20 protein-coding genes are annotated in these 21,813 nt (G+C 33.4%); 9 read left to right on the top strand and 11 right to left on the bottom strand.

What is annotated here, in order from left to right:
• Position 1: 1 nt before the first annotated feature.
• The 4 genes from sprC to ACFSC2_RS05310 all read right to left on the bottom strand — a co-directional run bounded on the left by sprC (position 2) and on the right by ACFSC2_RS05310 (position 3,913).
• Entirely contained in the window at positions 2 to 1,477 is a 1,476-nt protein-coding gene (gene sprC, locus ACFSC2_RS05325) for a gliding motility protein SprC (RefSeq protein WP_379816563.1), read from the bottom strand.
• A complete protein-coding gene (locus ACFSC2_RS05320; RefSeq protein WP_379816564.1) occupies positions 1,474 to 1,878 on the bottom strand; it encodes a hypothetical protein in 405 nt (134 codons plus the stop codon). The genes sprC and ACFSC2_RS05320 overlap by 4 nt, the downstream gene beginning before the upstream one ends.
• 101 nt (positions 1,879 to 1,979) lie before the next feature.
• Positions 1,980 to 3,272, bottom strand: coding sequence for a hypothetical protein (locus ACFSC2_RS05315; protein WP_379816565.1), 1,293 nt, complete (start codon positions 3,270 to 3,272; stop codon positions 1,980 to 1,982).
• Positions 3,273 to 3,460: 188 nt separating this feature from the next.
• A complete protein-coding gene (locus ACFSC2_RS05310) occupies positions 3,461 to 3,913 on the bottom strand; it encodes a hypothetical protein (protein WP_379816566.1) in 453 nt (150 codons plus the stop codon).
• Positions 3,914 to 4,345: 432 nt separating this feature from the next.
• On the opposite strand from ACFSC2_RS05310, the gene ACFSC2_RS05305 reads away from it, so the two are divergent.
• The 4 genes from ACFSC2_RS05305 (at position 4,346) to recA (ending at position 7,697) form a co-directional block, all read left to right on the top strand.
• Positions 4,346 to 5,494 (top strand): DNA polymerase III subunit, encoded by a 1,149-nt coding sequence (locus ACFSC2_RS05305; RefSeq protein ID WP_379816567.1) that lies wholly within the window; start codon positions 4,346 to 4,348, stop codon positions 5,492 to 5,494.
• 7 nt (positions 5,495 to 5,501) lie between these two features.
• Positions 5,502 to 5,885 carry a DoxX family protein gene (locus ACFSC2_RS05300; protein WP_379816568.1) on the top strand — a complete coding sequence of 128 codons (384 nt, stop codon included), beginning with the start codon at positions 5,502 to 5,504 and terminating at the stop codon, positions 5,883 to 5,885.
• Positions 5,886 to 6,034: 149 nt separating this feature from the next.
• Complete coding sequence (locus tag ACFSC2_RS05295; RefSeq protein ID WP_379816569.1) at positions 6,035 to 6,544, top strand: acyl-CoA thioesterase; 510 nt, start codon at positions 6,035 to 6,037, stop codon at positions 6,542 to 6,544.
• Between the two features lie 145 nt (positions 6,545 to 6,689).
• Positions 6,690 to 7,697 carry a recombinase RecA gene (gene recA / locus ACFSC2_RS05290; protein ID WP_057115437.1) on the top strand — a complete coding sequence of 336 codons (1,008 nt, stop codon included), beginning with the start codon at positions 6,690 to 6,692 and terminating at the stop codon, positions 7,695 to 7,697.
• 563 nt (positions 7,698 to 8,260) lie between these two features.
• Here the strand turns inward: recA and ACFSC2_RS05285 are convergent.
• A complete protein-coding gene (locus tag ACFSC2_RS05285; protein WP_379816570.1) occupies positions 8,261 to 9,001 on the bottom strand; it encodes a lysophospholipid acyltransferase family protein in 741 nt (246 codons plus the stop codon).
• Positions 9,002 to 9,293: 292 nt separating this feature from the next.
• Here ACFSC2_RS05285 and trpS point away from each other — a divergent pair, with 292 nt between their 5' ends.
• Positions 9,294 to 10,268, top strand: a complete 975-nt coding sequence (trpS, locus tag ACFSC2_RS05280; protein WP_379816571.1) for a tryptophan--tRNA ligase — start codon at positions 9,294 to 9,296, stop codon at positions 10,266 to 10,268.
• Between the two features lie 258 nt (positions 10,269 to 10,526).
• Here the strand turns inward: trpS and dprA are convergent, their stop codons facing one another.
• Positions 10,527 to 11,627 (bottom strand): DNA-processing protein DprA, encoded by a 1,101-nt coding sequence (dprA, locus tag ACFSC2_RS05275; RefSeq protein ID WP_379816573.1) that lies wholly within the window; start codon positions 11,625 to 11,627, stop codon positions 10,527 to 10,529.
• 237 nt (positions 11,628 to 11,864) lie between these two features.
• Here dprA and ACFSC2_RS05270 point away from each other — a divergent pair, with 237 nt between their 5' ends.
• From ACFSC2_RS05270 to ACFSC2_RS05260, 3 genes are all read left to right on the top strand, one after another.
• On the top strand, positions 11,865 to 12,836 hold the full coding sequence (locus ACFSC2_RS05270; protein WP_379816575.1) for an HU domain-containing protein: 972 nt from the start codon (positions 11,865 to 11,867) through the stop codon (positions 12,834 to 12,836).
• Positions 12,837 to 12,998: 162 nt separating this feature from the next.
• Positions 12,999 to 13,766 carry a DUF2185 domain-containing protein gene (locus ACFSC2_RS05265; RefSeq protein WP_379816576.1) on the top strand — a complete coding sequence of 256 codons (768 nt, stop codon included), beginning with the start codon at positions 12,999 to 13,001 and terminating at the stop codon, positions 13,764 to 13,766.
• Positions 13,767 to 13,920: 154 nt separating this feature from the next.
• Positions 13,921 to 14,361: a hypothetical protein gene (locus tag ACFSC2_RS05260; RefSeq protein ID WP_379816577.1), complete on the top strand. Its 441-nt coding sequence runs from the start codon at positions 13,921 to 13,923 to the stop codon at positions 14,359 to 14,361.
• A gap of 36 nt (positions 14,362 to 14,397) precedes the next feature.
• On the opposite strand, the gene ACFSC2_RS05255 is transcribed toward ACFSC2_RS05260, so the two are convergent.
• The 5 genes from ACFSC2_RS05255 to mnmG form a co-directional block, all read right to left on the bottom strand.
• Entirely contained in the window at positions 14,398 to 15,159 is a 762-nt protein-coding gene (locus ACFSC2_RS05255; RefSeq protein ID WP_379816578.1) for a hypothetical protein, read from the bottom strand.
• Between the two features lie 79 nt (positions 15,160 to 15,238).
• Positions 15,239 to 17,518, bottom strand: a complete 2,280-nt coding sequence (locus ACFSC2_RS05250) for a helix-turn-helix domain-containing protein (protein WP_379816579.1) — start codon at positions 17,516 to 17,518, stop codon at positions 15,239 to 15,241.
• Between the two features lie 100 nt (positions 17,519 to 17,618).
• Entirely contained in the window at positions 17,619 to 18,200 is a 582-nt protein-coding gene (locus ACFSC2_RS05245) for an OmpH/Skp family outer membrane protein (protein ID WP_379816580.1), read from the bottom strand.
• Positions 18,201 to 18,438: 238 nt separating this feature from the next.
• Positions 18,439 to 19,287, bottom strand: coding sequence for a class I SAM-dependent methyltransferase (locus tag ACFSC2_RS05240; protein ID WP_379816581.1), 849 nt, complete (start codon positions 19,285 to 19,287; stop codon positions 18,439 to 18,441).
• Between the two features lie 221 nt (positions 19,288 to 19,508).
• On the bottom strand, positions 19,509 to 21,380 hold the full coding sequence (mnmG, locus tag ACFSC2_RS05235; RefSeq protein ID WP_379816582.1) for a tRNA uridine-5-carboxymethylaminomethyl(34) synthesis enzyme MnmG: 1,872 nt from the start codon (positions 21,378 to 21,380) through the stop codon (positions 19,509 to 19,511).
• Positions 21,381 to 21,593: 213 nt separating this feature from the next.
• Here mnmG and ACFSC2_RS05230 point away from each other — a divergent pair.
• On the top strand, positions 21,594 to 21,813 hold a 220-nt coding region (locus ACFSC2_RS05230; RefSeq protein ID WP_379818578.1), incomplete at its 3' end, for a hypothetical protein.

The raw sequence follows: 21,813 nt of genomic DNA, 5'->3' as shown, positions 1-21,813 counted from the left end.
ATTATTTTATCACGGTTATTGATCCTTTTTTTTCACCTGCATCGCCTTGAATAACATAGTAATAAACTGGATTGACATTTTTAAAATCTACACTGTTTTGAGGCCAGTCGCCTTGATAATTTACTACATCTAGTACCTTATCTCCGTTCGAACTAATTATAATAACTTTTGTCGAATCGTTTTTATATTCATCAGGAATATTCCAATACGGATTCAATCCGCTTAATTTAATAATGTTTGGAATAACAGTCGCTGGTCCAGATTGTCCGTTAACTCTAAACGAAAATTCTTTTGTAGCAACACATCCAGATGCTTGAGAAATTTTTACTTTATAACTACCTCTTACTTTAACATCAAAACTACTTGTAGTTGCGCCTGCAATTACGCTACCATTTAAAAACCATTCGAAAGTAGGGCTTGTTGCGTCTGTTGTTACTGACACGTTTATTACTTCCCCCTCTTCAATAGTTACAGTATCTGCAACATCAATACTTGCCTCAAATCCGTTACTGCTTAAATTAATACTTCCAGTAGCACTACATCCTCCAAAATCAACATCTACAGAATAAACTCCTGATTCGTTTGTAGAATAAGTCCTGCTAGTGGCACTAGTAATTATGCTTCCGTTTTTATACCATTTGTAACTGTTTCCAGAAGTAGCTGTTAATACAGTACCTGTTCCGCTTGCGCAAAAAGGATTACCAAGACTCGAACTTATTGTTACAGATGATCCGCCATTTGAAGAAGCAACAGTTACACGATTGGAACTAAAATTATCATCATCGCAACCTCCGTAATCTATCTGAGCATAGTAAACTCCAGGTGCATTAACTGATAAAGATGTACCATTTTGTCCTGTAATTAATACATCATCTTTAAACCATTTATATAGTATGTTTGAATAATTAGCGGGAGAAGATGGAATATCGGAAGGAGTAGGATTGTAAATCGAGAGATTAACACTTCCACCCGAACAAAATGCAGCTGTACCTTCTCTATTATTAATAAAAAAAGTATTAGTAAATGTTCTGTAAAAAGCTGGAAAAGATGTTTGGTTTTCGAAATTTCTAAATCTTTGACTGTATACAGGTACAGCAGTATTACTTTTAACTCGAATACTATAAGTATTGGATCCCTTTAAATTGGTTGGCACCGCAAATTTGATGGTCTGCTGTTTTGTTACAGCATCATCTGTAAAAGAAATCTTTGTTGTAGCTGTTGGATTTGTAAAACTTCCTGTTTCATCTGAAAGTTCAATTTCAAAGGTAGTTCCTGCAGGAAAGTTTAAATAACTAAAAGAAGCATTATATTCATTAAATGGCTGACCATTAACAATTAGTCCCGCACAAATCCTGTCAAAAGGAAGTTGTTGCGCGACTAATGTTGCGGTCTGGCCATATACTTTTGATCCAGCAAATAGAAAAATGCCGAATAAGAATAGTAAATAAGAAAAAGATAAAGTAATTTTTCGAATCATATAGTGCGTGTTCTTGCTAAATCTATACGCTCAAAAAACAAAATATCTATAAATGTTTCAGAAAAATCATATTTATAGTTCTCAATAATATCTTTTGCAAGAATTGAGGTTGATGCTAAATTTGAATTTTCCTGACAATCTGCAGATACTGCATTTGATTCAGTTGCCATAGAAAGGCTGTCCTTGGGGATGGACAGCCCTGCCATAAACTGATTAGAATTATCTAAGCCGCTGATTGAACAATCAGCTGTTTTTTCTTTTTGGTCTACAGAAACTGCTGCTGTATAACAGTCAGTCTTATTCTCTGTCGGTTTTTCGGCTGTAGTTTGTGCACACAGACTTAACGAAATAGGTGAAACCAAAAATATTATATATATAAAATACTTTTTTGATAGAGCCATTATGTTTTGATCTTTATTTGGGTCCTGGAGACGATACATAAATTGTGTCTGGGGACTTTATTAATAAAATTTACGCCGTGGAAATAAAAATCGAAATCTATTTATCTATTGCCGCTTGAAGCCGTGATTTTTCCTAATTGTAATCTATAATCTGGTCTTTTAGGATTTGCGATATCAATAAATGTTTCTTTGTTACTACTTTGAGAGTAAACATTAAAGAAAACACTGTTTCCATACCAGCTCTCTAAATCTTCGTTGTTAGAATTGTACTCTGTAAAGATGTTACCGTTACATAGGTTAAAGTACATTTCCTCAAATTTGATTTTTTTAAGGTTGGCATCATTGATTTCAATTTTACTGTCTAATAAAACAGCAGGATTGAATCCAGAGATTACACTACGTTTCATTTCAAGCGAAGCAGTTTCTGCAACATATACAGCTTCTTTTACTAAACCTGCTTGGATATCAGCTTTAATATTTTCACTGTCGTTAAGCATTGTGATATTTGTAGCAGCTACAAGTGTTGTTTTTTTGGTAAAATCAGTTTCGTTCTTTTTCTCATACGATCTAACCTCCATACAACGAGATCCGTCTTTGTTACTAGATAAGTAAGAAGATCTAATTGCTAAAGAGTTAAATAAACGACATTGAACACCTTGAGTAAATTTAAAGTCGTCGTTGATTGATTTATAAGAAACTAATTTAGAAGCATTGATATCACCTCCGAAGAAAGCGAATGAATCACCACCAGAGTAGCTTACCATTACATTATCAAAAATTGTTTTGTTACCTGCACCAGCAACAGTTAAACCGTTGAAAGTATCAATCCCTTTAACTTTTTTACCAGCGAACTCAATTCTAACGAAACGTAAAATTCCAGAATTTCCCGCAACATTATCACCTCCGTAAGTAGTAAGTGTTGGATCTAAGTCTAAGTTATAAGAACCTACGTTACCAAATTTATTGATTGGAGCATCACCAAGAATTACTAATCCACCCCAGTCTCCAGCTTTTTTCTGGCTGCGGTTAGAAGTAAATACGATTGGATCTGTTTCTAAACCATCTGCAACAATTTGTGCACCTTTTGTAACTACCAATGTTCCTTTAGTTTCAAAATCACCAATAATTAAAGTTCCTGGTTCAATTGTTAAAACAGCATTGTTTGTAACATATACGTTTCCTTGCAAAACGTAGATATTCTTTTTAAGCAATTTAGTATTAACAGAAATGTTTCCTGCTAAAATTTGGTTTGCTTCTCCATACTCTACTTTGTTAGGCTTAAATTCCGTCCAATTGTTTAACCAATTGTTGTAGCCCATAATTCCTTTCTCTTGTTGAGCACTCATACTCGTAACTGTCAAAAGAACGCAGATCAATTGAGTAATTTTTTTCATGATAAGGGGGTATTAGGGTTAATAATAAATTTGGGTATGCGCAAATGTAAAAACTCCTCTCGAGTTATCTGAAAAAATTCAGACACATCGAGAGCGAGTTGTTTTTTCATTTTTTAAAATTTGGGTACAAAGATCTTATCTCTCTTTGCAAACAGATTTAAAAAAGTTTTTTTAAAATATATCTTTTATTACATTTCGTTCAACTCGTTGAACTCGTGTAAAGATTTCAATGTACTTTCGTAAAATAAGATAGCTGCGATTAAGTTTCCTTTATCAGAGTAAGGCATCATCTTTCTTTGGAACTCTACTGTAGTATCCAAAAATGTTGAAGTTCCTGTAGCCTGTAAGTCTAAAACTTTTTTGTGCTCACTATCGTCCGGAATACCTAAGTCTGCCATTGTAACTCCAGGTTTTGTAACCAACGCAATGTAAGGGAGCGTTTTTACTAAAACTTTAATACGCTCAATGTACAATTCCAAAAGTTCTCCTTTTTGCATACCACTCAATTCTTTTTGATCATGGTACTTACGAATAAGAGCTGTTGTACTAATAATACTTCTTGGTGCGTTTTTAGCTTGAGCAGAAACTGCAGCTGTAGTTAGGATAAAAAATGCACTAAATAAAATAATTTTCCCTTTCATAGATTCTGAATTTATAATTGGTTGTTGATAAAAACAAAAATATATAAATTAACTTAATTTACAACTCGAATGAATTTTTTTTTCAAAAAAAAATCTTAAAAAAACCTTAAAACCCAGTCTTATGTCGAGAAAATGTGCGTTTTAACGGGCTTTTTGTTAAAAATGTTAAAAGAAAAACCGTAGGATATTCGCTATGTTTTTTGAAAATTTCTATTAATTTATAACCAAAAAAAACTTACGTTTATCGTTTTTCGAAAAAAAATATCAACAAAAAAGTCTTGATATCTGCTCGCATTGAGTCATTTATTAACAAAAAACACTTCAACTCGAGCAAAAAAAGACCAAAATCAATTTAACTTTTGAATCAGTAATAGACTAAGAAACTTTGTTAGGAATATTTTTGACTCCACCATTTTCTTCTATCTTTGCTTCATGCAATTTTCTCAAATTTTAGGTCAAGATTATATCAAAAGCCACTTGATAAAAAGTGCTGCTTCTGGCAGAATTCCGCATGCACAATTATTTGTCGGTCCAGAAGGCAGCGGTACTTTGATAACAGCCATTGCTTATGCACAATATATTCTATGCAGTAATACCGGCGACGAAAACTCAAACGGAAACGATTCTTGCAATTTAAAGTTTGATAATATTTCGCATCCCGACCTGCATTTTATATACCCAACCGTTACGACCGAAGATGTAAAAACCAAACCCAAAAGTCTCGATTTTATTCAGGACTGGCGCGCCTTTATTCAGGAAATGCCTTATGGAGGTTTATTCGATTGGTATAAAATATTGGGCGTACAAAACAAACAAGGCGAAATTCGTGTAGAAGATGCTCAGGAAGTTTTAAAATCACTTTCGTTAAAATCTTACGAGGGCGGTTACAAAATCATGATCATTTGGATGGCCGATAAAATGAACATCGCCGCTTCGAACAAATTGCTGAAACTTTTAGAAGAGCCTTCAGACAAAACAATGTTCATTCTGATTTCAGAAAACGAAGAAGATATCATTCAAACCATTCGTTCACGCTGCCAAGTTATTCACTTTAATGGACTTCCGGAAAAAGTGATTGCTGAGGCGTTGGTCAAACAAGAAAATATAGATCCTAATTTTGCTAAAAAAATTGCGCATCAAGCACAAGGAAATTTTAGCAAAGCGCTTCATTTGTTAAAAGAAGATGATTCAGAATTTCCTTTTGAGCAATGGTTCGTCAATTGGGTTCGTGCCGCTTTTAGGGCAAAAGGAAATGCAGCGGCAATTCAGGATCTTATTTCCTGGAGCGAAGAAATCGCATCGCTTGGACGCGAAAGCCAGAAAAAATTTATTCAGTTTTGCATCGAAATGTTCCGACAAGCGCTAATGTTAAATTATCAAGCGCCAAGTTTAGTTTATATCGAACCAAAAGTGGACAAGTTTAAATTGGAAAATTTTGCGCCTTTTGTAAATGGAAATAATATTCACGAAATTTTCAAAGAACTTTCCGACGCTTTGTATCACATTGAAAGAAACGGCAATGCAAAAATTATCCTAACCGATTTATCTATCAAGCTGACTCGTTTAATTCATAAAAAATAGATTTCAAATGAACAATGTTGCCTCAATTTTACTTTTAGCTTTTTTAGCTTTAACATTTTTACAATCAGGTTACGAGAAAATTTTTTATTGGAAGGATAATGTGACTTGGCTTAAAGAGCATTTTGCTAAAACACCATTAAAAAATCAAGTGCCGCTTGCACTTTTGCATTTATTAATTTTAGAATTGATTTCTGGAATTTTATGCGTAGTCGGCGGTATTCAATTACTAACAAATAATGGACGCGAATTTGGTTTTTACGGAGCCATTTTTTCTTGTATCTGTTTATTAATGATGCTCTTCGGACAAAGACTTGCAAAAGATTACGATGGTGCGAGAACTATTGTAATTTATTTTATACCAGCTGTTATGGCTGTTTATTGGTTGAATTAATCAGCCAGAATTTTTTAAAATTTCGCCATTGATTTTACAAATTAAAACAGCTTTTATAATCCTTTTAATTTGTGAATCCCGATAACTTTCGGAAATGGCAAAAAAATCCAATTATCTGGATATCAAAAACAAATTTATTATTCAAAAAAATGAATCCAAAACATCCCTCAGAATCCTTAACAGTATTAACCGATTTAGTTTTACCGAGCGAAACGAATCCTTTAAACAATCTATTTGGCGGCGAATTATTAGCCAGAATGGATCGTGCCGCAAGTATTGCCGCGCGCAGACATTCACGCCGAATTGTAGTAACGGCTTCTGTAAATCACGTAGCTTTTAACAGAGCAATTTCGCTGGGAAGTGTTGTTACTGTCGAAGCAAAAGTTTCAAGATCGTTCAAAAGTTCGATGGAAGTTTTTATAGACGTTTGGGTAGAAGACCGCGAGTCTGGAAACCGAACAAAAGCCAACGAAGCAATCTATACTTTTGTTGCCGTTGACGATACTGGACGCCCTGTTGAAGTACCGCCGATTGTACCAGAAACTGAACTTGAAATTCAGCGTTTTGATGCTGCTTTGCGTCGTAAACAATTGAGTTTACTGCTTGCCGGAAAAATAAAACCTTCTGATGCTTCAGAATTAAAGGCTTTGTTTTTATAGTAAAAATTGTGACAATTTGGAACAATCAAACTTCAAAAAAAGAAGTACTTTTACAATTCTTACCGAGCCAAATTTTAGGAAGCAATTTCTTTAAATAATTTAGCCGTAAAGAAAAAAATAACAATTAAGATAATTAATATAAAAGATGAGTTCAGACAAAGAAGCCAAATTAAAAGCGCTGCAATTAACGCTTGATAAACTTGACAAAACCTACGGAAAAGGAACCGTAATGAAAATGGGCGACAGAGCCATTGTGGAGGTAGAAACGATTTCTTCTGGCTCACTTGGAGTTGATTTAGCTCTTGGAGTAAATGGATATCCAAAAGGAAGAATTATTGAAATATATGGTCCAGAATCTTCTGGTAAAACCACATTAACTTTACACGCAATTGCCGAAGCTCAAAAAGCGGGCGGAATTGCTGCTTTTATTGATGCGGAGCACGCATTTGATAGAAATTATGCTGAGAAATTAAATGTTGATATCGAAAACTTAATTATCTCGCAGCCAGACAATGGAGAACAGGCTTTAGAAATTGCCGAAAACTTAATTCGTTCTGGAGCTATAGACATTGTTGTTATTGACTCCGTTGCAGCCTTGACTCCTAAAAGTGAAATTGAAGGAGAAATGGGAGATTCTAAAATGGGTCTTCACGCTCGTTTGATGTCTCAAGCATTGAGAAAACTTACTGGAACTATCAGCAAAACAAATTGTACGGTTTTCTTTATCAACCAGCTTCGTGAAAAAATTGGTGTAATGTTCGGAAATCCAGAAACTACAACTGGGGGTAACGCACTTAAATTTTACGCTTCTGTACGTCTAGATATTCGTCGTTCTGCTCAAATTAAAGATGGTGAAAACGTAATCGGAAATAGAACTAAAGTTAAAATTGTTAAAAACAAAGTTGCACCACCATTTAAAACTGCCGAATTTGACATTATGTACGGAGAAGGTGTTTCTAAAACTGGTGAAATTCTAGATCTTGCAGTAGAATTTGATATCGTTAAAAAAGCTGGATCTTGGTTTAGCTACGGCGATACAAAGCTAGGACAAGGACGTGATGCTGTTAAAACTTTAATCAAAGATAATCCAGAACTAGCTGATGAATTGGAAGTTAAAATTAAAGAACATATCAAAGAGCTAGCAAACGCTTAATACAATATTTTCTGTTTTCAGAAAAAAATTTCAAAACCGATAGATCAAAAATCTATCGGTTTTTTTTATTTTCAAAAAAAATTAAAAAATACACGCAACCTTTTTAGATCTTGATCATCTAGATAAAAAGGCATGTTACAAAAATCGTATCCCATAATACTTTTTTACGCTTTTTTAGAATTAAATTTGGTTGTTTAGTTGATTTAGAATCCGTTAGTTTTTAATTAGCGGATTTTTCAATTTTCAGTTTGTAAAAAATTTTTACCATCCACAAGCAACCTTTTTAATTTTCCTTCATCTATAATAATGTGACATTAACTTGAGTTTTAATTTAAACTCTTTATTATCAACCATTAATATTTTTAAACCATGAAAGAAAAAATAGAATTGTTGTACAGTAAAAACCGAAGAAAAACAAAAGTAAAGATTAAAAAAGTTTTACGTTTCATCTCGGAAAAGATCATTCATAGATAATTATTTGAATAAGAATGGGGGTTTTTGTTCAAAGAAAAAGCCTTAAGATTAAAACATCTTAAGGCTTTTACTATTAAATTCGGTAAAGGTTATTTTTGAAATTTGACCAATCCGTCGTAAATCATCGATCGAACTTTATCTTTTAATTCTTTACGATTATCACTCGTTAAACCAGCAGTTTCTACAAAAGGCAGAATTCGAATACGCATTTTTCCTGGACTCCCGCTTAAGAAAGTATACGAAAATCGTTTTTTATTATCTGGAAAAACAATCGGAACAATCGGAATTTGGTGATCAATTGCCAATCTAAAAGCACCGTCTTTAAATTCATCAAGCAAAATACTTTCATCGTCTGGAACTCCTCCCTCTGGAAAAATACAAATACTTAAACCTTGATTCAAGCGATTTTGAGCCCTTTTAAAGACTTCATTTTTACTTTTTGATGAGTTACGGTCAACCAGTATGCAAGTGCGCTTATAAAAGAAGCCAAATAGCGGAATCTTCACTAATTCTTTTTTCCCGACAAACACAAATGGATTTTTAACCAATACAAGCGTCAGCATAATATCTGTCATCGAAGTGTGGTTGGCAACAATCATGTAACTTTTGTTCTTTACGAGTTTCTGTTCACGCTTTACGGTGTAGTAAAATCCCATTCCGTAAAGGATAATTCTGGCCCAAAGACGAGCCATTTTAAAAAAATACGGATAACCTTTTTCTGAAAGAATAGAAATTATCAAAAGCGGAAGCATGATTATGATTGGAACCGCCATTAAAACGTAAAACCATATGCGCCAAAGAATCCAAAAAGCAATTTTAAATATTTTCATAGCTTCAAATGTAATAAAACGGAAATGAATTTTAAACAAGAATTTGACTGGTGTATTATTTAACGCAAAGAACGCAAAGGATTTTCGCAAAGAACGCAAAGTTTATAGCCACAGATTAAAATGATTACATTGATTTTTAAAATCTGTGAAAATCATTTTAACCTGTGGCTATTACTTTTAAACCACTTTAAAATTATTAAACAAAAATCTTTGTGTCCTTTGCGGTAAAATCTTTGCGTGCTTTGCGGTTAAAAAAAACATCACGACATTTGCAATTCAGAAATAATCGAGAATGGCAAAAATACTTACAGGTGTTCAAAGTACAGGAACGCCTCATTTAGGAAATTTATTAGGAGCAATTATTCCGGCAATCGAATTATCGAATAATCCAGCGAACGAATCTTTTTTGTTCATCGCTGATTTACACTCGATCACCCAGATCAAAGACGGAAAAACATTAAGAGAAAATACATACAGCACGGCATCGGCTTGGCTTGCCTGCGGATTAAATCCTGAAAAAGTTACTTTCTACAGACAATCTGATGTAACTCAAACTACTGAATTGACTTGGTATTTAAGCTGCTTTTTTCCATATCAGCGTTTAACATTGGCGCATTCTTTCAAAGATAAATCAGATCGTTTGGATGATGTGAATGCAGGACTATTTACCTATCCGATGTTAATGGCTGCAGATATTTTATTGTATGATGCTGAATTTGTTCCTGTTGGAAAAGATCAATTACAGCATTTAGAAATTACTCGCGATGTGGCTGCTCGTTTTAATCATCAAATGGGAGAAACTTTTGTTTTGCCTGAAGCAAAAATTGAGGAAAACATCATGTTGATACCAGGAACCAATGGTGGAAAAATGAGTAAGTCTGCCAATAATATTATCAATATTTTCTTGGATGATAAGACTTTACGTAAACAAGTAATGAGTATTGAAACTGATAGTACACCACTTGAAGATCCTAAAAATCCAGATACTTGTAACGCATTTGCCATATATTCTTTGTTAGCAAATGAAGAACAAACTACCGAAATGAGAGCCAATTATTTGGGCGGAAATTATGGTTATGGTCATGCAAAACAGGCATTATTTGAATTGATTACAGAGAAATTTAAAACTGAAAGAGAAAAGTACAATTACTACATGAACAATCTTGAAGAAGTAGATGCTTTATTGAAAAAAGGTGCAGCAAAAGCTTCTGTTATCGCTGATGGTGTATTGGCGAAAGTTCGAGAAGTTCTTGGTTTTGAGAAATAAGCTTTTACAATATTTTACATAAAAATAACGTTGATTACTCTAAAGTAGTCAACGTTTTTTATTATGCCAGTATCCTATATTTTTAGTAACTTCATGTTTTATAACATTTTAAACAAAAAATAAAATGAATAAATATACCGAAGATTACGATGTTCCGCCTTATTTATTCCAGCTTTTAAATATTCTTTTTGGAATAATATTTCTCTATATTCTATACAAAGTTTACAAGCATTTAAAGAATAAATAGGATTTTCTGCGTTAAATTGCTTCAAAAAGTTTTCCGGGAAGTGGCCTAATTATTCCTTTCAATTCCATGTTTAATAAAATTCCAGACATTTTAAATATTGGAAAATCACATTTAAGTGCAATAATATCAAGAAGTTCCTTTCCGTTTTTTAAAAGGAAATCATATATAATTTGCTCATCAGGATCAAGATCAATAAATAGCTGTTTTTGAATTCCAGGTGACTTGCTTTCGATATCCCAATTCAGCATATAAATTAAATCAGCGGCATTCGTTAAAACATTCGCTTTCTGAGTTTTAATTAAATTATTACAACCTTGACTGTATTTGTCTGTCACTCTTCCAGGTACTGCAAAAACGTCACGATTGTATTCGTTGGCCATGTTTGCTGTAATAAGCGAACCTCCTTTATCAGCAGATTCGATTACAATTGTAGCTTCTGTCATACCCGCTACAATTCGGTTTCGTCGTACAAACTTTTCTTTGTCTGGAGTTGAGTTGCTCCAAAACTCCGTTATAAAACCGCCGTTTTCTTCCATTTTAGCCATGTACTTTTTATGGGTTCGCGGGTAAATTTGATTAAGTCCATGTGCCAAGACTCCAATAGTTTGTAAACCAAAATCCATTGCTGCTTGATGCGCTACGATATCTACACCATAGGCAAAACCGCTGACAATTATCGGATTTAACGGGGCGAGATCTTCGATAAGTTTCTTGCAAAACTCTGTACCGTAACTGGTAATTTGACGCGTTCCAACAATGCTGATTATTTTCTTATTGTTAAAATCAATATTGCCTGCAGTAAAAATTAAAACAGGGGCATCAAAACAGTGTTTTAACCTTTCTGGATAATTTTCGTTCAAATAAAAAGAAGTATTTATTTTATTCGATTTTATAAAATTGATTTCTGATTCTGCTTTTTCAAAAACCAATTTATCTTTCAAGTTTTTCAACAGCTTTGTTCCAACTCCATCAATACCAGCGAGCTGTGTATTTTTTGCTTTAAAAACGGATGCTGCATCGCCACAGGAATTAAGCAGTTTTTTAGCCATAATATCTCCGACTCCATCAATTTTTAATAAGGCTAATAGATAAAATAATTCTTGATCGTTCATTTATAGAAAACATTATGTAAAATAGAATTTTTAAAAGCGTCCTTTCGGCGAGCAAATATGCAATAAACAAAGTAATTTCTTAATAAATTTTAACATAAAAATCATTTATTTCTATTAATAACTAATAACTCCATATATAATACATTGTTAATTAACTATCTATAAAATTATTCCAATTGTTAATAAAAATTGTGAATAAAATTTTGATAACTATAAGGGATGCATAACTTTGCTACTATGAAAATCGAACTATATATTTCTCAGTTATTGTACCGTTACCAGTGCGTAACGATCCCTGGATTTGGTGCTTTTTTAACCGAAAGTCACTCGGCACAGCTTAATGAAAGCACAAATTCGTTTTTTCCTCCAAAAAAAACAGTTTCGTTCAATAGCCGTATCAAAAACAACGACGGTCTTTTGGCTAATCATATTGCGCATGCAGAAAAAACTTCTTACGGTTTTGCTGTTAGTGCCATTGCATTTGAGGTTTTGAGCTGGCAGAAAACATTGGAAGAAAATGGAGTTATTCTTTTGAAAAATATTGGAGAGATTCGTTTAAACTCAGAACGAAATATCATTTTTACGCCAAACGATCAAACCAACTTTCTTGCTGCCTCTTTTGGTTTAAGTCCGTTTGTTTCTCCGATGGTGAAAAAAGAAATTTTCGAGAAAAAAGTAGAGAAATTAAATTCAAAAGAAAAAGAGGTAATTGCCTTAGATTCTGATGATGAAGAAACTAAAACTTCTAATCCGTTTTTGAGATATGCGGCAATTTTTGTTTTAGGTTTAGGAATTACAGGCAGTATTGGATATCCTTTATACCAAAATCAAATTGACAATCAAACTCTTGTGGTAGAACAAGCAGTTCAGAAAAAAGTACAGAATAAAATTCAAGAAGCCACTTTTTTTATCAAAAGTCCTCTTCCAGCAGTAACCCTTTCTGTAGATTCGGCAAAGGTTGAAACTGTAGAAGCCACTATGCCTTATCACATTATGGCGGGTGCTTTTAGAAGTGAAGCCAATGCCAGAAAAGCTTATAACCAATTAGTTAAAGATGGTTTCAAAGCCAGAATGCTTGGTGAAAACAAACACGGTCTTTTTCCGGTTTTATATGGCAGTTATGCAACAATGAAAGAAGCTGAAGAAGCTCAAAAAGAAATACAAAAAGGCGAAAATCCAGACGCCTGGATTCTCGTAGAAAATCTTTAAATATCATTAAATCCTGTTCTTCGCGAACAGGATTTTTTTTGCTTTTTACTGATGGTTCCAATTAGACCAAGCATCAAATTTCTTTCCTGCAATTATAAGTTCCACGCGAAACATTCTTATCAAAATATCGCTTATCTTTCGATATAAATAAAAACCATTCACATGAAATTTTTCAAAAAGAAACAAAAATCTCAAGAAAATAATTTTGACGACTTTCCTGCAATTGGCGGTCTTATGGTTTCCAAAATGGTTATTGACCAAAACATCAAACCGCGTTTTATGTATCGCGAAAAAAGAACTCGTCCAGAAGACAGCGGCTGGAGAATTTTTACTGGTTTTGAGTCTGAAGAATATACGGATGACTCCGATAATATTGGAATATATCATCCGTCCACGATATTGAGAATTGATCCTTCTCTCGAAAAAATTTTAATGAAGGGAATTGGTTCTGTTTACGAAAGATCTGAGGATAACACAGATTGGTATAAAGTTACTGATTATGATTTGGAAGATGATTTTATGACAACGCACCGTTTGACAGAAGAATGGTCGATTGAAATTAATAATCTCTTTGAAAGATCGATTGAAGAAGACGAAACTTTATACTACACGACTGGTGATAAATCAATTAGAATTATCATCTGGAATTCTGACTTAAGCAAAAAAGCGCTCTATGAAGAATATAAAAACGAAGTTGAAAATCGAGATCAGACAGCATCTAAAACCTTACAACAATTCGATTATTCTGATTCGCAAGTCTCTAGAATTGGATATCTAATCGAAGAAACAGATGGTGATAAAACTTATAATTTGATTATTGGATTTTCTATGGTAGACCAAGAAATAATGCAAACGGCATTTTATTTTGATGAGAAAAGTGATTTTGAATGGGCGATCTCTACTTGGAAAAATATCAGTTTTAAAGGTTAAGAATTTGTAAATGAAAATGTTCCACGTAAAACTATTTTATTTCAAACTACAATTTTAGCAAATACATTTTTGGTCTTATTTTATCATTTTAAAAATTTTCTCTGGCATTCTCTAAATACTTCATAGTATAAATTCGTTCCTAAAAATATTTACTATGAACAAAATTTTCAAAATAGCTGTATTAGCTTTATTATTCAATTCTCAATCTTTCTTTGCGCAAGAAGCTCAAACTACTTCAGAACAAGAAATTACATTTAAAAAATCGGATGTAGAGACTCAAAAATTGATAAAAGAAAATCATAAAAAATTAGATGATAAAATTCAAAAACTAAAAAAAGAACAGAAAGATCTGGAGTCCAAAAAGAAAGACCTTGACAAATCTGAAAGCAATTTAAAATCAACTAAAGAAAAAATCAGTAAACTGGAATTGGCCAATCAAAAAATTGAAAATAAGATAACCACCACATCTGTTTCTGATGAAGAAATTCAAAAACAGAAAATCAAAACCAAAGAAAATGAGATAGCAATTCAGAAACTGAAATTAATACAAATTACTCAGGAAAAAGAACTCGAAAAAGCATTATCAGCTATGTAAGCAAAAAGCCTAATTCATAAAGAATTAGGCTTTTTTTTATGGTGAAACTATCTTGGCATTTTGCGATAGTATTTCTTTCTCTGACTGATAAATCAACAACATTGCCGGCGGTGCTCCTTTTTCGCCCATAACAATAAAATGACATTCGTATCTAAAATTTCCTTTTTTAAATTCGTAATGATGATTGCCGCCAGTTCCGTCCGCGAAGAAAACACCTTTATCGATTATTAAATCTGGAGTATCAGTCATTTTCTTTTTTATTCCCCACGAGGCATAACGATAATTGTCATTTCCTAAGTCATCAATTCGGATTCGAAATTTAGACGTTTCTAGAATTGCAACTGGTTCTTTAAATTTTGAAATGGAAGTATTTACCGATTTTTTCTGTGCTGTAATCAACGAAGCTTTTCTGTTTATCTCTACTTCAGAATGGTAATTGATTGCGATAATTTTTCCGTCAATATCCATCCACAAATCACCTTGATTGAGCATTATGCCACGCCAGCCAACTTCATCCCAATCTTTTGCGGGATTCGATTTGGTTATTTTTTCAATCAAAACTTTATCAAAGATTTCGTTATATCTTTTTACAAATTCTGCCTTATTTTTTATCGCTGGAATAGGATAATTGCGTTGTAATGGATATCGAACGTGTTGAGAAATCGCTTCTTTATCACCGCTTTTTACTTCCTGAATAAATTTGGAAATGAATTTTTGATATTCTGGCTTAAGATCCTGCGCTTTTGCAAATGGCGAAAAGCACAATAAAATAATTAAAAATGATTGAAATAATTTCATATCAAAATTGATTTAATGCGTTATAAATTAGATTTTTGAAAAACAAAAGATAATGTTTCACGTGGGACGTCACTCAGAATTAATTAATACTTGCTTTGAACATTTTTAATTCGTCCCAGGTAAATTCGTCGCCGTGTTTTTCTTTCAAACCACTCAAAGATTCTTCCTGATGAAACTGAAATGCTTCACGAAGCGCCAAAATTTTATCATACGATAAAACGTCGTTTATATCTACTTTTTTGGCTTGAATCAGTTTGATCAAATGCATCTCGACGGTTTGTACCGTTAATTTACGCATTCTTGCAATATCTTCGACAGAATTTTTATCGAGCCACAAATCATGTGTTTCTTCAATTGTGGTTTTTTTAGCCGTTTTAAGCTCACTTTTTTCTGTTTTAGTTGATTTGTATCGAACAACAGGTATATCTTCTCTAAAAATGTCTGTATTTGTTGTTTTAAGCTCGTCGCGGATCTTTTCTGCTTTGTTGCTTTTGTAATTTTTGATAATTGGCGACGAAAGTCTTTCTTTAGAAATTGCTTCACCAGAAACTACAACTTCCATCAATAATTTGGCTTTCATCAATCTCAAAACTGCTTTCGTCTGCAGATCTTCCAAAAATGTAAGTTCATCGTAAAACTCTTTTACTTTTTTAAATTTCTGAATTTCAGCCATTTTATAAATCAAATCATCGACTAACTTATCCATCGGTTTGAAGAAATAATCGTAGGCTGCTTCTACCCTTTCTTTCACAAAAAGCAAATCGACAGTTTCTTTGATGAAAATTTTATTGAGCTGGGTCATGAATTTCTGCGACGGATCTAAAAGCTGTTCGATCGTTTCCATTCGCTTATGCGCCCAAACCGAATGTTTCGATTTTTCTGATCCGGGAGCATTTTCGTTGTAACTAAAACGATGATTGCGCCATTCTTGTGCCAGCTCACCCCAATTAAAACTGTTTATCAAATAGTTATGAATAAAATTTTTAGTTTCGAAATGAAGCGAATTTTTCAACGTCTCCACGCTTGCTTTGTTCAAAGCATAATCCATCACATCTTGATCGTTCGAAATACCATTCATTCGCATCGGAGAAAGCAAAATAAGCCCGTCTAAGGAACGCAAACGCGAAAGTGCGACGTAAGCCTGTCCAGGCAGAAAAACTTGCGATACATCGAGCGCAGCTTTGTCAAAAGTTAAACCTTGGCTTTTGTGCACTGTAATTGCCCAAGCCAGCTTGATCGGATAATGCGCAAAAGTTCCTAAAACTTCTTCTTCGATCTCTTTTGTCTGTTCGTTGACTTTGTATCGGATATTTTTCCATTCGTATTTCTCGACTTCCAGCGTCATGTTCTCTTCTGGGAAGTGCACAAAGATTTCCTCTTCTGCCAAAGATTTGATTACACCCATTTTTCCGTTGAAATATCTTTTCTCAAAAGACAGATCATTTTTAACAAACATGATCTGTGCTCCGACTTTCAATTTCAATTCTTCTTCAACCGGAAAGATCTTTTCTGGGAAATCTCCAACAACAAATGGCGTATAAATATATTCTTTACCATTTAAATCACTGATTGACTGAGAGTTAATAGAATCTGCTTTGGCATTATGAGTCGTCAAAGTGATGTAGCCTTTGTTTTCTTTGAAGTCAAAATCAGGCTTAACATATTGATTTAGAAACTCTACGTCCTGCGGACTAATCTGATTATTTCGCAAATTGTTTAAAACCGAAATGAAAGCATCATCTGTCTGGCGGTAAATTTTCGACAATTCGATATAAAGCGGCGGGTATTTCTGTAATACATGTGAATGAAAAAAGAATTTTCCGCGATAGTAGTTTTTTAGCGTTCGCCATTCTTCATCACGAATCACTGGCGGCAATTGCAGTAAATCTCCAATAAACAAAACTTGAACTCCTCCAAACGGCTCTGTGTTTCTGCGAACCGACTGCATCATAAAATCTACAGCATCGAGCAAATCGGCACGAAGCATACTGACTTCATCAATTACCAGCAATTCCATATTCTTGATTACGTTTCGCTTTACGTTGTTCATTTTGAAATGGCGACGAAGCGTTTCTTTGTTTTCAAACTTTACGGTTTCTGTAAATTGGGCATTTGCATCGTACGAAGGAATAAATGCTGAAAACGGAAGTTGAAACATCGAATGGATTGTTACCCCACCGGCATTCAAAGCTGCAATTCCCGTTGGTGCAACCACAACAGTATTTTTGTGCGTTGTCGCGATAATTTCGCGTAAAAGTGTAGTTTTTCCTGTACCTGCTTTTCCAGTAAGGAAAATAGATTTCTGAGTCTGATTTATGAATTGAAGTGTGTAAGCTGCCGCTTCTGAAACGTTTTGCATTGGGCTTGTATTAGAAAATAAAATTACCGCATTTTATAAAAAGAAAAAACCTAAATCTTTGTGGATTTAGGTTTTCAGTAATTTAGTTAGTTTGGGTAGTTTATTTCTTTGCTTCTTCGCCTTCTTTAGCTGCTGGTTTAGCATCTGTTTTTGGCGCTGCTTTATACTTATCGTTTAATTCTTTAATGATAGTTTTTGTAATATCATATTTATCTTCAGCATACAGTACTGTCGCTGCATCTCCAGTTCCGTAGATGTAAGAGTAACCGTTTTTCTTTCCGTATTCTTTGATGAATTTTTTAACTCCACTAACAAGAGAATCCATTTCTACTCCGCTTTCTTGTTGCAATTGTTGTGCTAATGCTTGTTGAGCATATCCTAACTGCTGCTCTCTTTTTTGTAATTCAGCTCCTCTTTGCTGCGCCCATGCCTGACCGTTTGCTTGCGCCTGGCTTTGAAAATTAGCAGCGTCTTGTTTAAAACGTGAAATTTCAGCTTGTAATTGTCTTCCTTTTTCTTCCGCTTGAGCTTTGTATTTTGCTTCTAGATCTTTTGCTTCAGTGTACTCTTTCATCAAAACCGAAGTATCCACGTAAGCTGTTTTTACTTCCTTTACCTCTGCTGTTTTGTTACAAGAAACTGCGAAAACTGAAAGTGCGATAATAACTAATGCTTTTTTCATTTTTTATAATTCTATTTTTTTTAAGTATTGAAGACAAAAATATAAAAAAATCGATAGTATCAACATAAAGTTTAAAAAATGCTGAAATTTTATGATATTGTTTTTATTTATGATAAAAAATATTATCATAAACCGTCTTTATCGTGATAAAATACTGTAGAATTTTCCCTTTTAGAAGTAAAAAAAGCTATTTCACACCAAAATGTAAAATAGCTTTTTTAAGAATGAAGTATTGTTGTTATTTATTTTTCAAAACATAAATATGCGAAGAATATTCTTTTGTACTGCTTGCTTTCAAATTTGATTTTAAACCAATGATGACCGCTTTGATATAATTCATTTTTCCAGTCTTGTATTTTTCGGATAACAGACTTACGTAAAAAGAATCGAATTTCATGGGAAGTACTTTTTCTAATTTCATATCTACTCTTTCAAAAAGTAATTGAATCGCTTTTTTTGAAAAATGCCAAAAGTGAATCGGCACATCATACGCAGCCCAAAAAGTTTTATAATGCTGCGCGTCGAATGATTTAAAATTTGGAACCGCAACAATTAAAGTTCCAGTTGGTTTTAATAAACGCTTCAATTCTTTTATTTGATCATCTAAATTTGGAACGTGCTCTAAAACGTGCCACATCGTAATTACGTCAAAAGAATGACTTTCTAAACTAGCAATATCTTCTGTAAAAGAAATTCCTTTTTGCTTCGCTATGTTTTTTGCTTTTTCGCTTGGTTCAGCTCCAACTGTTTCCCAGCCATTATTTTTTGCTGTTAAAAGGAAATCTCCCGTTCCAGCACCAATATCTAAAATTTTTCCTTTTTGAGGCTGTTGGCTGTTTATTAAATTCAGTTTATTTTGAAGCGCTATGTTTTTTACAAAATGATACGCTTTTTCAAATAATGAACGTTTGTTATCTGTATGCGAAATATAATCTTCGCTTTCGTAATATTTTCCCAGATTATGAAGTTCTGGCTGCGGAGAAGTAATCAGCATATCTAATTCTTCATCATGATACAATTCAAAAATTTCTTTTGATACAGAATGGTCTTTTACAGTTAGAAAATGTTTTTTGTTTAAAACGTCCATTTTAATAATCTAGATATTTGGTTTAATTTATAGCAAAACCTAAAAACGGAAATCAATCGTTTTTAGGTTTTATTTTGTTTTTATATATGATTTTATTTTCAATTGATGTTCCTTTTTAAAAAAACGTTTCACGTGGAACAATTATAATTTTAGATTTTAGATTTCAGATCTAAGATTTTAGATTCGAAAATCTGAAATCAACAATCTAAAATCTAAATTAATTACCTTCCCATATAAATCAAAAGCACGGAAATATCGCTTGGCGATACTCCGCTGATTCTTGAAGCTTGAGAAATGGTTACAGGACGAATCTTGCTTAATTTTTGTTTCGCCTCAATTGACATTGATTTAATCTTTTCGTAATCGAAATTTTCTGGAATTTTCACTTCTTCCAAACGATTTAATTTATCCGCGTTATTTCTTTCTTTTTCGATATAACCAGAATACTTAACTTGAATTACGGCTTGTTCTACAATTTCTTCATCCAATTCGTTTTCTTCGATATATTTTTCAACTTTTTCAAATTTCAACATATCTTCTAATTCAATTTGTGGACGAGAAAAAATCTTAAACATCTTATCTCCTTGCGAAATCGGCGCAGATTCTTTTGCTTCTAAAATCGGATTTGTTTCTGCTACGCTTACACTTGTTTCTTTAAAGAACGAAACCATCTTTTCAGATTCGTTTAGTTTTCGTTCCATTCTTCGTAAACGATCTTCAGAAGCTAAACCAATTTCGTATGACATTGGAGTCAATCTGAAATCGGCATTATCTTGACGCAACAAAGTTCTGTATTCTGCTCTAGATGTAAACATACGATATGGTTCTTCTGTTCCTTTCGTAATCAAGTCATCAATTAAAACTCCGATGTACGCTTCATCACGTTTTAAAATCAATGGGTCTTTTTCATGCACTTTTAAATGTGCATTAATTCCAGCCATTAAACCTTGAGAAGCTGCTTCTTCATAACCTGTTGTTCCGTTAATTTGTCCGGCAAAATACAAACCTTCAACTAACTTTGTTTCCAAAGTATGTTTTAATTGTGTCGGCGGAAAGAAATCATATTCGATTGCATAACCTGGGCGGAAGAATTTCACTTTCTCAAAACCAGCAACAGAACTCAAAGCTTTAAATTGAATATCTTCTGGAAGTGAAGTTGAAAATCCGTTTACATAAACTTCACAAGTATTCCACCCCTCCGGCTCAACAAATAATTGGTGACGTTCTTTATCTGCAAAACGATTTATTTTATCTTCAATCGATGGACAATATCTCGGACCTAAACTTTTGATTCTTCCGTTAAACATTGGAGAGCGATCAAAACCTTCTCTCAAAATATCATGAACATCCAACGAAGTATATGTCATGTAACAAGAACGCTGATGCGTTAACGAAGTTGTCAAATCTGAATATGAAAACTTATCTGGTTTTGCATCTCCTTTTTCTTCGTTCATTTTAGAATAATCCAAAGAACGTCCATCAACTCTTGGTGGCGTTCCTGTTTTCATTCTTCCAGCTTCAAAACCTGCTTTAATCAAATCTTCGGTAATTCCGGTAGCAGCACTTTCTCCTGCTCTTCCCCCTCCGAATTGTTTTTCTCCGATATGGATCAAACCATTCAAAAAAGTACCATTCGTTAAAACAACAGACTTCGCTTTGATTTCTACACCAAGCGAAGTTCTAATTCCTTTTATTTTTCCGTTTTCAATAATTAATCCTTTAACCATTTCTTGATAAAAATCAAGATTTGGAGTTTTCTCCAACATCATTCTCCATTCTTCAGCAAAACGCATTCTGTCACTTTGAACTCTTGGAGACCACATTGCAGGACCTTTGGATTTATTCAACATCTTAAATTGAATTGCCGTACGATCGGAAACAATTCCAGAGTATCCACCTAGTGCATCAATTTCACGAACAATCTGTCCTTTTGCAATTCCACCCATCGCAGGATTGCAGGACATCTGTGCTATGTTTTGCAAACTCATTGTAACCAATAAAGTTTTAGATCCCAAATTTGCAGCCGCAGCTGCAGCTTCAGAACCTGCATGGCCAGCACCGACCACAATAACATCGTATTCTTCTAAAAACATTTTGTTTTATTATTCTCTAAAAACCGCTAACGCGGTTTCTAGAATTACATTTATATATTTTTCGTTCCACGTGGAACGTTTTTCCTTTTTTGTTTCAGGTTAAATTTTGAAATTTTTTATTACTAAACCTTCAAAATTTAATTTATCATTTTAGACGTTCCACGTGAAACATCTTTTATTTCAAAATCAAATTTTTAATAGAGTACGTTCCACGTGAAACATTCTTCTTTTTCAATTCACACTTTCAAAGCAGAACTTTCAAAGCAGAACTTTCAAAGCAGAACTTTCAAAGCAGAACTTTCAAAAGAGAACTTTCAATACAGAACTTTCAATACAGAACTTTCAATACAGAACTTTCAATACAGAACTTTCAATACAGAACTTTCAATACAGAACTTTCAATACAGAACTTTCAATACAGAACTTTCAATAC

Origin of the sequence: Flavobacterium artemisiae (genome assembly GCF_042678225.1) — a bacterium.
GTDB lineage: Bacteria > Bacteroidota > Bacteroidia > Flavobacteriales > Flavobacteriaceae > Flavobacterium > Flavobacterium artemisiae.
The sequence above is the reverse complement of the archived record's forward strand: the minus strand, read 5'-3'. Positions and strand labels throughout refer to the sequence as shown.